The sequence below is a fragment of the Pantoea sp. CFSAN033090 genome (assembly GCF_001264395.1).
GTDB classification, from domain to species: domain Bacteria; phylum Pseudomonadota; class Gammaproteobacteria; order Enterobacterales; family Enterobacteriaceae; genus Pantoea; species Pantoea agglomerans.
Window position 1 is genome coordinate 69,959 of record NZ_LGYX01000020.1, and the last position, 11,848, is coordinate 81,806.

Consider the following 11,848-nt stretch of genomic DNA (forward strand, 5'->3'; position numbering starts at 1 on the left):
ACGAATGCTTACTTTCTGATGCGAATCACCGGCGTTTCGCCGACGGTGACCTGGCCAGTCAGCTTAATCAATTCCTTGATTTCATCCATGTTGGAGATGACAACCGGTGTCAGGGTTGATTTCGCTTTCTCTTCCAGCAACGGCAGGTCAAACTCGATAACCACGTCGCCTTTTTTGACCTTCTGGCCTTCTTCAGCGATGCGTTTGAAGCCTTCACCTTTCAGTTCTACCGTATCGATACCGAAGTGGACGAACAGCTCAATGCCATTGTCTGATTCGATCGAAAAAGCGTGATTGGTTTCAAAAATCTTACCGATAGTGCCATCAACAGGAGCAACCATTTTGTTGCCGCTGGGCTTGATCGCAATACCGTCGCCCACGATTTTTTCTGCAAACACCACATCTGGTACGTCTTCAATGTTCACGATTTCGCCTGACAGAGGCGCTACGATGTCAATTGTCCCAGCGCTATCCGTTTTTTCGCCAAAAAGTTTAGAAAACAAACCCATGATCTTCTCCTAAGCAGTAATTTGGGGCCAGCATCATGCGGATTAGCAGAGCGTTTTTTCCTTAATGAACTTGTTTACCAGGTTCATTAAATCTTCCGCTGTCGGTTGAGCCAGTGCCTGCTCCGCCAATGCCTTCGCATCTTCAAAATTAGTATTACGAATGATTTTCTTGATGCCAGGGATAGAAATGGCACTCATGCTGAACTCGTCCAGCCCCATTCCCAGTAACAGTAGTGTAGCACGTTCATCACCTGCCAGCTCACCACACATGCCGGTCCATTTACCTTCAGCGTGAGATGCATCAATGACTTGCTTGATTAAGTTAAGCACAGACGGCGCCATTGGGTTGTACAGGTGCGAGATCAAATCATTACCACGATCGACCGCCAGAGTATACTGCGTCAGATCGTTTGTCCCAATACTGAAGAAGTCGACTTCCTTCGCCAGATGATGAGCAATCACGGCTGAAGCCGGGGTTTCCACCATGATGCCGACTTCGATGCTCTCATCAAAGGCTTTACCTTCTTCACGCAACTGCGCTTTCAGCAGTTCCAGTTCCGCTTTCAGGCTGCGTACTTCTTCAACCGAAATAATCATCGGGAACATGATGCGCAGTTTACCGAAAGAGGAGGCGCGCAGAATGGCACGCAGCTGCGCATGCAGAATCTCTTTGCGGTCCATGGCGATACGGATAGCGCGCCAGCCGAGGAACGGGTTCTCTTCTTTTGGCAGGTTCATGTAAGGCAGGTCTTTGTCGCCGCCGATGTCCATGGTACGCACGATAACGGCCTGTGAACCCATGGCTTCAGCGACGGCTTTGTACGCCTGGAACTGCTCTTCTTCGCTTGGCAGTGAGTCACGATCCATAAACAGGAATTCGGTGCGGTAGAGACCCACGCCTTCAGCGCCGTTACGTTCAGCACCGGCGATATCGCGCACAGTACCGATGTTGGCGCAGACTTCAACCTGATGACCATCCAGCGTAACGGCTGGCAGATCTTTCAGCTTAGCTAATTCATGTTTTTCCGACAGATACTGGTTCTGTACGGCTTTCAGCTCTTCCTGAATCGCTTCTGAAGGATTGACGTGAATCGCATTGTTAACGCCATCCAGAATCAGGAAATCGCCATTTTTAACCGTGACGGTCACATTGCCGGTACCGACAATGGCTGGGATCTCCAGCGAGCGCGCCATGATTGAGGTATGTGAGGTACGGCCACCCAGATCGGTGATAAAGCCCAGCACCTTCTTCAGGTTCAGCTGTGCGGTTTCTGACGGCGTTAAATCTTTTGCCACCAGAATGGATTCGTCCGGAATAGCGCTCAGGTCAACGATATGCAGACCGAGGATGTTTTGCAGCAGACGCTTACCGATGTCACGTACGTCAGCCGCACGCTCTTTCAGATATTCGTCATCTAACTCCTCCAGTGCTTTCGCCTGGCCATCGATGACCGAGTAAGCAGCAGCATCGGCAGAAGCGTGATCTTTTTTGATCAGGTCGATGATTTCCTGCTCCAGCTCTTCATCTTCCAGCAACATAATGTGGCCTTCGAAGATTGCTGCTTTCTCTTCACCGAGGGTTTCACCCGCTTTGACGCGAATCGCTTCCAGTTGTAATGCCGCTTTGCTGCGGCCATCGAGGAAGCGCTGAACTTCCTGCTCAACCTGGTCATCAGAAATTTTCTTGCGGTTGATGACGATCTCGTCTTCTTTCAGCAGCAGTGCTTTGCCGAAAGCGATACCTGGTGATGCTAAAATGCCTGAAATCATAACGCTACCTTTTAATCACGATGGCTGATGGGACTCTGTGCGGTGCCATTGTCGCGGGACACGTACTCTACGAAAGCAATAACGCGGACAGGTTGTCCGCGATCAAGATGTTTGCACTCAATGGCGCAGAGGAGTCGATTTGCTGGAGAGCTGAGCGGAGATTACTCCAGTTCAGCCATCAGTTTGACCAGATGCTCAACTGCTTTCTGCTCGTCTTCACCTTCCGCGGAAAGGGTCACAACCGTTCCCTGGGTTAAACCCAGTGTCTGCAGCTTGAACAGGCTCTTCGCGCTCGCTGATTTACCGTTAGAGGTCACGGTAATTTCTGACTGGAAAGCTTTGGCTTCTTTAACGAATTGCGCAGCTGGGCGAGTGTGCAGACCGTTTGGTGCAGTAATGGTAACTTCTTGCTGGAACATTCTATTTCCCCAACGTTATCAGGATGAGTGTTATGGATCTAAAGTCTAGCCTGGAGCCTTTACTTTAGCCTGTGTAGGTGCGCGGGTATAGCTTCATGCTGACCAAAGACGCGCATGCGTCAAATCTACAGTCCGTTGCGTCTCAAAACCGATTCTACACGTCACCGGTTAATTATGCCGTGATTCGCCGTTTCACTGAATCCGTAAATCGATTCAGCTTGATCCACTTCAAACGCGGATTAATTTCAGGCATCGAAATAATTGGCAGTCTAAATACCAGAGCGGCGTCACTGAAATCAATCTGCCGGGTGATGAAAGTGAGATCTGCACCACAAAAAAGCACCCGATTGGGTGCTTTTTTCTCCATTTTCGGACTATCGGCCTCTGCTACTGAAGCTCTTTTTCAGTGAAGAGATCGGCAAACAGGGCGGTACTCAGATAGCGTTCACCGGAGGAGGGGAGGATCACCACAATATTTTTGTTGGCGAAGGCTTCATCTTCCTGCAGCTTCAGCGCCGCGGCAACGGCAGCACCGGATGAGATACCGGCCAGAATACCTTCCTCTTCCATCAGCCGACGCGCCGTACTGATCGCCTCTTCATTGGTGATGGCCACGACGCGGTCCACCAGATTCAGCTCAAGGTTACCCGGGATAAAGCCTGCGCCGATACCCTGAATTTTGTGTGGGCCGGGCTTGATCTCATCGCCCGCCAGCGCCTGAGCAATCACCGGGGAATCGGTCGGCTCAACCGCAACGGTAATCAGATCTTTTTTGCCTTTGGTGTTTTTGATGTAGCGGCTCACGCCGGTCAGCGTACCGCCGGTGCCGACACCGGCAATAAAGACATCCACTTCGCCGTCGGTGTCTTCCCAGATTTCCGGGCCGGTGGTCTTTTCATGGATTTCCGGGTTGGCCGGGTTGCTGAACTGCTGCAGCAGCACATATTTATCCGGATTGCTGGCAACAACCTCTTCAGCTTTGCTGATGGCACCTTTCATGCCTTTGGTGCCTTCGGTCAGTATCAGCGTCGCGCCCAGCGCCTTCAGCAACTTACGGCGCTCCACTGACATGGTTTCTGGCATCGTCAGCGTTAATTTATAACCGCGCGCTGCGGCGACATAGGCCAGAGCAATACCGGTGTTGCCGCTGGTCGGTTCAACCAGTTCAACACCCGGTTTCAGAATACCGCGTTTTTCTGCGTCCCAAATCATATTGGCACCGATACGGCATTTTACGCTGAAGCTCGGGTTACGGGATTCAACTTTCGCAAGGATGCGGCCGTTACCGATGCGGTTCAGTCGAACCAATGGCGTATGACCAATTGTCAAAGAGTTGTCTTCATAGATCTTACTCATAGCCTGTCCTTAACTGTATGAATTATTGGGAACCCTATGAGCATACCTTTTCTGCCTGGTGGCGGAAGGAAAGAAATCGTATATCTATATGTCGCCCGGCAATAAGCCCTGCTAAAAAGAGCATAAGGCGCACTGATGAATTTAGCGCAACTCATCACGTGCCAGCGTTGGCCGGTAGCGATCGACCCACATGGCGGTGGCACCGCAGACGGCAACCGGCATGATCACCAGGTTCAGAACCGGGATCATGGTGAACAGACTGATTAGCGCGCCAAACTGCATATTGGCCGTTTTGTGCTGACGCAGGGCGTTGCGCATCTGCTGAAACGGCACTTTGTGGTTATCGAACGGATAGTCGCAATACTGGATGGACAACATCCAGGCGCTGAACAGGAACCACAGCACTGGCGCAACGGTCTGGCCAAAGCCAGGAATAAAGTAGAGCAGCAGCAGTCCCAACGCGCGGGGCAGGTAATAACCCAGTTTTTGCATCTCGCGCTTCATAATGCGCGGCACATCCTTGATCATTCCAGCCCAGCCGCTGTCCGGCAGAGGCTTGCCTGTCAGGCGGCCTTCCAGCTGCTCGGCCAGCAGGCCGCAAAACGGAGCGGCAATTAAGTTTGCCAGGGTCGAAAAGAAGTAGCTAAACACCAGCACAATCGCAATCACCGACAGCGGCCATAACAGATAGCTCAGCCACTGCAGCCAGTCCGGAATATGGGCCATCAGACGCGGGATCCAGTCACCGAGACGATAGAAAAGCCAGATGAAAGCGCCACCCAGCATCACGATATTGATCAGCAACGGCATCACCACAAAGCGGCGAATGCCAGGCAGACGTACCAGTTTCCAGCCCTGGCTAAAGTAGTGCATGCCGTTAAAATTTGAGACGGAATTCTCAAGGGCCATAAAGCCAGTTCTCCTGAAGATGTTAAGGCGCGCCCACTATAACCTGGCTTTTTCTCCAGGCCAGGTGCCGTTTGGGTAAAAAAACAGCGAAAAAGCGTGGGTTGCCTATCTTATTTGTCAGAAAATAGTGCACAGACTTGCACTTGTGTAGCAGGGCAAATACAGTTAGAGGATAAAGTTTGCCGCGGTGGCAAGGTATTGGAACAACAGAGAATACAATGATGCAGGATTTGCGTCTGATATTAATCGTTGTTGGCGCGATCGCCATTATAGCGCTCCTTCTTCACGGGCTGTGGACCAGCCGTAAAGAGCGTTCGTCAGTGTTCCGCGATCGCCCGCACAAACGTCTAAAACAACGTGATGAAAATGATGAGCAGGACCTGATTGACGACGAGGATGATGGCGTCGGCGAGGTTCGCGTTCGTTCTGATCGCAACGTACATCAGGAACCGCGTTTCGATGAGATTCGCGAGCCACAGCCAGAAGCGCCGCGTAAGCCTGCGCCCGCTGAGCCTGTGCGTCAGCCTGCGCCACGACCCGCACCGCAACCCGAACCTGAAAGCGACCCGCTTTTTAACACGGCACCGCAGCCTGCTCCGCAGTCGCGCCCTGAACCGGTTCGTCAGCAGCCCGCACCCACTTTTGTCGCGCCGCCCGTTCAGGCCGACCCACTGCTGGATCTCGACCCGCTGGAATCTGTACAGCCTGCACCGCAGTACCAGGCAGAACCTGAGCCGCAGCCTGAAGTGACACCGGCGCCCGCGCCGGCACAGCCTGCTGCTAAAGCGCCAGCGGAAAAACCGAAAGAAGCGGTACTGGTGCTGCATGTTGCCGCACACTCGGGCGGTGAACTGAACGGTGAGGCACTACTGCAGGGTATTCTTCAGGCGGGCTTCCAGTTTGGTGAAATGAACATTTTCCATCGTCATCTCAGTCCGGCTGGCAGCGGCCCGGTATTGTTCAGTCTGGCCAATATGGTTAAGCCGGGCTCGTTCAATCCTGACCTGATGACCGATTTCAGCACGCCTGGCATCTCTATCTTTATGATGGTGCCTTCTTATGGCGATGCGAATCAGAACTTCAAGCTGATGCTGCAGTCGGCTCAGCGTATCGCTGATGATGTAGGTGGCGTGGTGCTGGATGATGAGCGTCGCATGATGACGCCACAGAAGCTGGAAACTTACAAAGCGCGTATCCGCGATGTGGTTGGCGTCTGAGACCTGCGCTAAACGCTATCTGAATTGTTAAAAACAAACCCCCGCCTGTCGGGGGTTTTTTATCTGATGGGGCTTTATGAAATCCGTCCAGGATCACATCACCGAACTGCGCACCACGTTGCGCCATCATGAATATCTCTATCACGTTATGGATGCGCCGGAAGTGCCGGATGCTGAATACGATCGTCTGATGCGTGAACTGCGTCAGCTGGAGGAGGAGCACCCGGATCTCATTACGCCAGACTCGCCGACACAACGCGTGGGTGCCGCGCCGCTGACGGTCTTCGAGCAGGTGCGCCATGAAGTCCCGATGCTGTCGCTTGATAACGCCTTTGATGAAGCCACGTTTATGGCTTTCAACAAGCGGGTGCAGGATCGCCTGAAAAGCAGTGACGACATAACCTACTGCTGTGAACTCAAGCTCGATGGCGCTGCGGTCAGCCTGATGTATGAAAATGGTCTGCTGGTCCAGGCCGCAACGCGCGGTGACGGCACAACCGGCGAGAACATTACCGCCAATGTCCGCACCATTCGCGCTATCCCGCTGCGGCTTAAAGGCGACAACATTCCGGCACGGCTGGAAGTGCGTGGCGAAATATTTATGACGCAGCGCGGCTTTGAAAAGCTGAATGAGGAAGCACGCCGGACTGATGGCAAAGTCTTTGCTAATCCGCGCAATGCAGCAGCCGGTTCTCTGCGTCAGCTGGATCCGCGCATTACCGCCAAACGTCCGCTGACCTTCTTCTGCTACGGTTTTGGCCTGCTGGAAGGCGGTGAGATGCCGCACAGTCACATGGGGCGTCTGCAACAGTTTAAAGCCTGGGGCCTGCCGGTCAGCGACCGCATTAAGCTGGTGCACAACGCAGAAGAAGCCCTGGGCTTCTATCGTGATATTGAGCAACAGCGTCCGAATCTGGGTTTTGATATTGATGGCGTAGTGATCAAAGTCGATTCACAGGAACTGCAGGAAAAGCTGGGCTTTGTGGCGCGCGCGCCGCGCTGGGCGATTGCCTTTAAATTCCCGGCACAGGAACAACTGACCTGGGTGCGGGACGTCGAATTTCAGGTTGGCCGCACCGGGGCTATCACACCGGTGGCTCGCCTTGAGCCGGTGCAGGTCGCGGGCGTGATTGTCAGCAATGCCACGCTGCATAATGCGGATGAAATCGAGCGGCTGGGATTACGCATCGGCGATCGGGTCGTTATTCGCCGCGCCGGTGATGTGATCCCGCAGGTGGTCAACGTGGTGATGGCCGAGCGCCCTGAACAGACGCGTGAAGTCCTGTTCCCGGCACACTGTCCGGTCTGTGGTTCCGAGGTTGAACGGGTCGAAGGGGAATCGGTCACGCGCTGCACGGGCGGTTTAATCTGCGGTGCTCAGCGCAAAGAGGCGCTGAAGCATTTTGTCTCGCGACGGGCACTGGATGTTGATGGCATGGGCGATAAGATTATCGACCAGCTGGTGGAGAAAGAGTACGTCAACACGCCAGCGGATCTGTTCCGTCTCACGGCGGGCAAACTGACCGGACTGGATCGCATGGGGCCGAAATCGGCGCAAAACGTTGTCGACGCGCTGGAGAAAGCGAAATCGACTACGCTGGCGCGTTTCCTCTATGCATTGGGCATTCGTGAAGTGGGTGAAGCCACCGCTGCCAATCTGGCTAACCATTTTGGTGAGTTGCAGAAGGTCATGGATGCCGATCTTGAGGCGCTGATTGCGGTGCCGGATGTCGGCAAAGTCGTTGCGGCACACGTGCGCAACTTCATGGAAGAGGAAAGCAACCGTGAGGTTATCCGCCAGCTGGTCGAGGATATCGGTATTCACTGGCCGCAGGTGGTGGTGGTGAGAGCCGAAGAGATCGACAGTCCGTTCGCGGGTAAAACGGTGGTGCTGACTGGCTCACTGTCGCAGATGAACCGCGATGATGCCAAAGCGCAGCTGATCGCGCTGGGCGCAAAAGTCAGCGGCAGTGTCTCAAAGAAAACTGATTTGCTGATTGCCGGTGAAGCGGCCGGTTCAAAGCTGGCGAAAGCAGCGGAGCTTGGCATTGAAGTGATTGATGAAGCGGAAATGATCCGCCTGCTGGGAGCCTCAGATGGATGAACATCAGCTGGTGGCGATAGCCAATACGCCTATGCCGTTTGGCAAATATAAGGGGCGGATGCTGATCGATCTGCCTGAGCCTTATCTGCTGTGGTTTGCCCGCAGTGGGGACTTTCCGTCTGGTCTGCTGGGTGATCTCATGCAACTCACCCTGACAATAAAAATTGAGGGTCTGGAAGGGTTAGTTAAACCGCTTCAGACCCGTAAGTAACGCTGCCCGCACTGGCGGGCAGCCGATCTATTTCTGAGACTCCATTACCGAATCCTTGACCTGCACAGCTTGCTGCTGCTTCTCATTGGTCTTCTTATAACGTCCGGCAATAAATGAGCAGACCATCAGCTGTACCTGATGGAAAATCATCAGCGGCAGCACAATAATCCCCACGGTACTGGCCGGGAACAGGATATTCGCCATCGGCACGCCATTCGCCAGACTCTTCTTCGAACCACAAAACAGCACCACAATCTCATCGGCGCGTTTAAACCGGAACAGGCGCGAGGCCAGCAGGTTGATAATCAGCACGGCGGTCAGCAGGATGATTGAGCCTGCCACAATCCACAGCAGCGTAATCAACCCAACGCGATGCCAGATGCCGTTAACCACCGCTTCACTGAAGGCGGAGTAGACCACCAGCAGAATGGAGGTCTGGTCGGTTTTGCCAATCAGGCTGCGGTGCTTTTCAACCCAGCCCCCGATCCAGCGCCGTGAGAGGTGTCCCAGCACGAAAGGCACCATCAGTTGCAGCATAATCTTCCCGATCTGCTCCAGTCCATCGCTGGGCGCGCTGCTGTGAATATCCATCACCAGGTTCACCAGCAACGGCGAAATAAACACACCCAGCAGGCTTGATGCAGAGGCGCTGCATACCGCTGCCGCAACATTACCGCCCGCCATGGAGGTAAACGCGATAGCGGATTGCACGGTCGCAGGCAGGATACAGAGGTAGATAAAGCCGGTATAAATTTCCGGGCCGACATTAACCGGATGCCACCAGACCAGCAACAGACCCAGCACCGGAAACAGCACAAAGGTGCTGAACATAATCCACAGATGCAACCGCCAGTGACTGCTGCCTGAGATGATCTTTTCACGAGACAGCTTGGCACCATGCATAAAGAACAGCAGTGCTATCGCTGCCGTCGCGAGATAGCTGAATATATCAACGTAGATCCCTCTGGCTGGCAGGAAAGAGGCCAGCAGCACGGTGATGATAAGTTTAACCATCATCGGATCGAGTTTTAAAAATCCCATTGTTAAATTCCGGTAAATTTTTCAATAGCGCGATTGTGCGTGAAACCTGTTTAGAAATAAAATTGATTTATTGAATTAATCTATGAGCAGAATCGATGAATTACACCCTGCGTCAGCTACGAACCTTTATTGCGGTGGCTCACTATGGCGGATTCAGCCAGGCGGGGCAGGCGATAGGTCTGAGTCAGTCGGCGGTCAGCCACAGTATTAAAGAGCTGGAAGCGGAAACCGGCGTGCGATTGCTGGATCGAACCACCCGGGAGGTGATGCTGACTGAAGCGGGAAAACAGCTGGCGTCACGCATGGAGCGCCTGCTGGAGGAGATTCATACCACGCTGCTGGATATCCGCAGTTTTGGCGAACAGCGCAGTGGTACCGTCAGGGTGGCAGCCAGCCAGACCATTTCCGCTCATCTGATGCCGCAATGTCTGGCTGCCAGCCAGCAACACTTTCCTGACATCAAAGTGATACTGCACGATCGCGCCCAGCAGTGGGTGCTGCAAAGTGTGCGTAACGCCGAAGTCGATTTCGGGATTGTGATTGGGCCACTCAGCGACAGCGATTTTGACAGCATCGCGATTCTTGATGAGCCTTTCCTGCTGCTATGCCGTGATGATGATCCGCTGGCGCAGGTGGAAAGGGCAGAATGGTCAATGCTGGATGGCCGCACCATGGTGCTTCAGGACTATGCTTCCGGCAGTCGGGTCCTCATTGATGCGGCGATGCAGCAGCAGAATATCAGGGCTGAAGTCGTTCAGGAGATTGGTCATCCCGCTACGCTGTTTCCGATGGTACAGGTGGGGATCGGCATCAGTATTCTGCCCGCGCTGGCGTTACCGTTACCGGCGGATCGCGCATTAACGGTGCGGCGTCTATATCCTGAAATCAATCGCAGCCTTACGCTGATCAAGCGTAAAAACCGCTCGCTGACGCCTGCTGCCGAAGCGATCTGGCAGGAGGTGCGCCAGCAGGCGACGCTGCTGGCGCAACAACGCGAGGCCAGGCCCGCATTTTAGATGTAGACATCAATTTTGTTGGTGTCGGTAGGGCGGTTAATCCCGTCTGCTTTGCTCTCACTGACGGACGAGCTGTCACTCTTTGGCTGATCCTGCTCGGCCTGCTTCTGTTCCAGCTGAGCAATCTGTGCCTGCAGCATGGTGATTTGTGACTGATACATCTGCTGCATTTCAGACTTCTGTTCGTCAGTCAGTTCTTTGTTGTCGGCCAGCTCTTTGACTTGCGTTAAGACGTTCTGAATCTGTTTATTCAGCGCCGCGACCTGAGAGGCAACACTGCCGCCACCGCTGTCACCGCCACTGACTGCACTGCTTAGAATTCCGGAAATTGAAGACATCATTTTTCTCCCTGTAAGTTGTCAGATACGTTATCGGCACGCTGTGAAACGACTTGAGAGCTGAAATTGTTAAGGTTGCGAAAAGGTGAGAGCTTATCTGTTAAGCCAATGTCAGTGCAGCAGAAAAAAAACAGGCACCAAAAAGGGCTAAAAGACAGCAGATAAACTTAAAGCGAGGGGATCACAGGCCTGTAGCAAAGCATCGCGGGACAGGGACAAAAACGCCGGGAGCGTTTTTGAACAACGCAAAGCGTTGGCCCGTCTGCGGGCGCACCTCAGGGATGAGGTGCGTAATCGCCCGCGCTGAGCCTGCCATGGATGGCGATTTTGCGTCTTTGCGAAAGGCCTGTGCTCCCTGAGCCAGCACTTTGTTTAAAGTCTGAAATAGCTGGAAAAAGCAGTTTTACCCTGAAGCGCAGGAAATCTCTCAATAGCAGAAACGAAAAAAGCGCCTTAAAGGCGCTTTATTCTGAATTGGTGGGTCGTGCAGGATAGCCTCGGCCCGTCGTGGGCCTCGCCCTGCGGGTGATGCTGTCGCATCAGCCTGAATCGCTCCCGGCGATTCAGTCGAACCTGCAGCAGGTTCTCATCCTGCACGGTAAAGTCCGTGCCCCGGAAACGAAAAAAGCGCCTTAAAGGCGCTTTATTCTGAATTGGTGGGTCGTGCAGGATAGCCTCGGCCCGTCGTGGGCCTCGCCCTGCGGGTGATGCTGTCGCATCAGCCTGAATCGCTCCCGGCGATTCAGTCGAACCTGCAGCAGGTTCTCATCCTGCACGGTAAAGTCCGTGCCCCGGAAACGAAAAAAGCGCCTTAAAGGCGCTTTATTCTGAATTGGTGGGTCGTGCAGGATAGCCTCGGCCCGTCGTAAGCCTCGCCCTGCGGGTGATGCTGTAGCATCAGCCTGAATCGCTCCGGGCGATTCAGTCGAACCTGCAGCAGCCCCTCATCTTGTAAGGG

The 11,848-nt window shown here is 53.8% G+C and carries 11 protein-coding genes and 2 other RNA genes; 4 read left to right on the forward strand and 9 right to left on the reverse strand.

Going from position 1 to position 11,848, the window contains the following annotated elements; all coding sequences use genetic code 11:
* Positions 1-8: 8 nt before the first annotated feature.
* The 5 genes from crr to cysZ all read right to left on the reverse strand — a co-directional run bounded on the left by crr (position 9) and on the right by cysZ (position 4,963).
* On the reverse strand, positions 9-509 hold the full coding sequence (gene crr, locus AFL22_RS17035; RefSeq protein ID WP_010259911.1) for a PTS glucose transporter subunit IIA: 501 nt from the start codon (positions 507-509) through the stop codon (positions 9-11).
* A gap of 42 nt (positions 510-551) precedes the next feature.
* On the reverse strand, positions 552-2,279 hold the full coding sequence (gene ptsI, locus AFL22_RS17040; RefSeq protein ID WP_010259908.1) for a phosphoenolpyruvate-protein phosphotransferase PtsI: 1,728 nt from the start codon (positions 2,277-2,279) through the stop codon (positions 552-554).
* A 161-nt stretch (positions 2,280-2,440) separates the two neighbouring features.
* Positions 2,441-2,698, reverse strand: coding sequence for a phosphocarrier protein Hpr (ptsH, locus tag AFL22_RS17045; protein WP_003848868.1), 258 nt, complete (start codon positions 2,696-2,698; stop codon positions 2,441-2,443).
* A 387-nt stretch (positions 2,699-3,085) separates the two neighbouring features.
* Entirely contained in the window at positions 3,086-4,054 is a 969-nt protein-coding gene (cysK, locus tag AFL22_RS17055; RefSeq protein WP_010671366.1) for a cysteine synthase A, read from the reverse strand.
* A gap of 141 nt (positions 4,055-4,195) precedes the next feature.
* The gene (gene cysZ / locus AFL22_RS17060; protein WP_052271805.1) at positions 4,196-4,963 is read right to left on the reverse strand and encodes a sulfate transporter CysZ; all 768 of its coding nucleotides are present in this window, start codon (positions 4,961-4,963) and stop codon (positions 4,196-4,198) included.
* 218 nt (positions 4,964-5,181) lie between these two features.
* On the opposite strand from cysZ, the gene zipA reads away from it, so the two are divergent.
* The 3 genes from zipA to AFL22_RS17075 all read left to right on the forward strand — a co-directional run bounded on the left by zipA (position 5,182) and on the right by AFL22_RS17075 (position 8,495).
* A complete protein-coding gene (gene zipA / locus AFL22_RS17065) occupies positions 5,182-6,180 on the forward strand; it encodes a cell division protein ZipA (protein WP_022624162.1) in 999 nt (332 codons plus the stop codon).
* Positions 6,181-6,256: 76 nt separating this feature from the next.
* Entirely contained in the window at positions 6,257-8,284 is a 2,028-nt protein-coding gene (gene ligA, locus AFL22_RS17070; protein WP_052271806.1) for an NAD-dependent DNA ligase LigA, read from the forward strand.
* Positions 8,277-8,495: a DUF3820 family protein gene (locus AFL22_RS17075; protein ID WP_003848878.1), complete on the forward strand. Its 219-nt coding sequence runs from the start codon at positions 8,277-8,279 to the stop codon at positions 8,493-8,495. Before ligA ends, AFL22_RS17075 begins: the two co-directional genes overlap by 8 nt.
* Positions 8,496-8,522: 27 nt before the next feature.
* On the opposite strand, the gene AFL22_RS17080 is transcribed toward AFL22_RS17075, so the two are convergent.
* Positions 8,523-9,536, reverse strand: a complete 1,014-nt coding sequence (locus tag AFL22_RS17080; protein WP_010671370.1) for a bile acid:sodium symporter family protein — start codon at positions 9,534-9,536, stop codon at positions 8,523-8,525.
* 95 nt (positions 9,537-9,631) lie between these two features.
* Here AFL22_RS17080 and AFL22_RS17085 point away from each other — a divergent pair, with 95 nt between their 5' ends.
* Positions 9,632-10,552, forward strand: coding sequence for a LysR family transcriptional regulator (locus AFL22_RS17085; protein WP_010259882.1), 921 nt, complete (start codon positions 9,632-9,634; stop codon positions 10,550-10,552).
* Here AFL22_RS17085 and AFL22_RS17090 read toward each other — a convergent pair.
* The 3 genes from AFL22_RS17090 to AFL22_RS23535 all read right to left on the reverse strand — a co-directional run bounded on the left by AFL22_RS17090 (position 10,549) and on the right by AFL22_RS23535 (position 11,680).
* Positions 10,549-10,890 (reverse strand): FlxA-like family protein, encoded by a 342-nt coding sequence (locus AFL22_RS17090; RefSeq protein WP_010259880.1) that lies wholly within the window; start codon positions 10,888-10,890, stop codon positions 10,549-10,551. The two genes, AFL22_RS17085 and AFL22_RS17090, sit on opposite strands and share 4 nt — an antisense overlap.
* Positions 10,891-11,365: 475 nt before the next feature.
* A non-coding RNA gene (locus tag AFL22_RS23530) (RtT sRNA) lies at positions 11,366-11,501 on the reverse strand.
* Positions 11,502-11,544: 43 nt separating this feature from the next.
* Positions 11,545-11,680: non-coding RNA, RtT sRNA (locus AFL22_RS23535), on the reverse strand.
* Between the last annotated feature and the right edge of the window lie 168 nt (positions 11,681-11,848).

What these genes read in the sequence shown, in the direction of transcription:
- crr (WP_010259911.1), bottom strand. Translation starts at nt 509, where the DNA reads ATGGGTTTGTTTTCTAAACTTTTTGGCGAAAAAACGGATAGCGCTGGG.
- ptsI (WP_010259908.1), bottom strand. Translation starts at nt 2,279, where the DNA reads ATGATTTCAGGCATTTTAGCATCACCAGGTATCGCTTTCGGCAAAGCA.
- ptsH (WP_003848868.1), bottom strand. Translation starts at nt 2,698, where the DNA reads ATGTTCCAGCAAGAAGTTACCATTACTGCACCAAACGGTCTGCACACT.
- cysK (WP_010671366.1), bottom strand. Translation starts at nt 4,054, where the DNA reads ATGAGTAAGATCTATGAAGACAACTCTTTGACAATTGGTCATACGCCA.
- cysZ (WP_052271805.1), bottom strand. Translation starts at nt 4,963, where the DNA reads ATGGCCCTTGAGAATTCCGTCTCAAATTTTAACGGCATGCACTACTTT.
- zipA (WP_022624162.1), top strand. Translation starts at nt 5,182, where the DNA reads ATGATGCAGGATTTGCGTCTGATATTAATCGTTGTTGGCGCGATCGCC.
- ligA (WP_052271806.1), top strand. Translation starts at nt 6,257, where the DNA reads ATGAAATCCGTCCAGGATCACATCACCGAACTGCGCACCACGTTGCGC.
- AFL22_RS17075 (WP_003848878.1), top strand. Translation starts at nt 8,277, where the DNA reads ATGGATGAACATCAGCTGGTGGCGATAGCCAATACGCCTATGCCGTTT.
- AFL22_RS17080 (WP_010671370.1), bottom strand. Translation starts at nt 9,536, where the DNA reads ATGGGATTTTTAAAACTCGATCCGATGATGGTTAAACTTATCATCACC.
- AFL22_RS17085 (WP_010259882.1), top strand. Translation starts at nt 9,632, where the DNA reads ATGAATTACACCCTGCGTCAGCTACGAACCTTTATTGCGGTGGCTCAC.
- AFL22_RS17090 (WP_010259880.1), bottom strand. Translation starts at nt 10,890, where the DNA reads ATGTCTTCAATTTCCGGAATTCTAAGCAGTGCAGTCAGTGGCGGTGAC.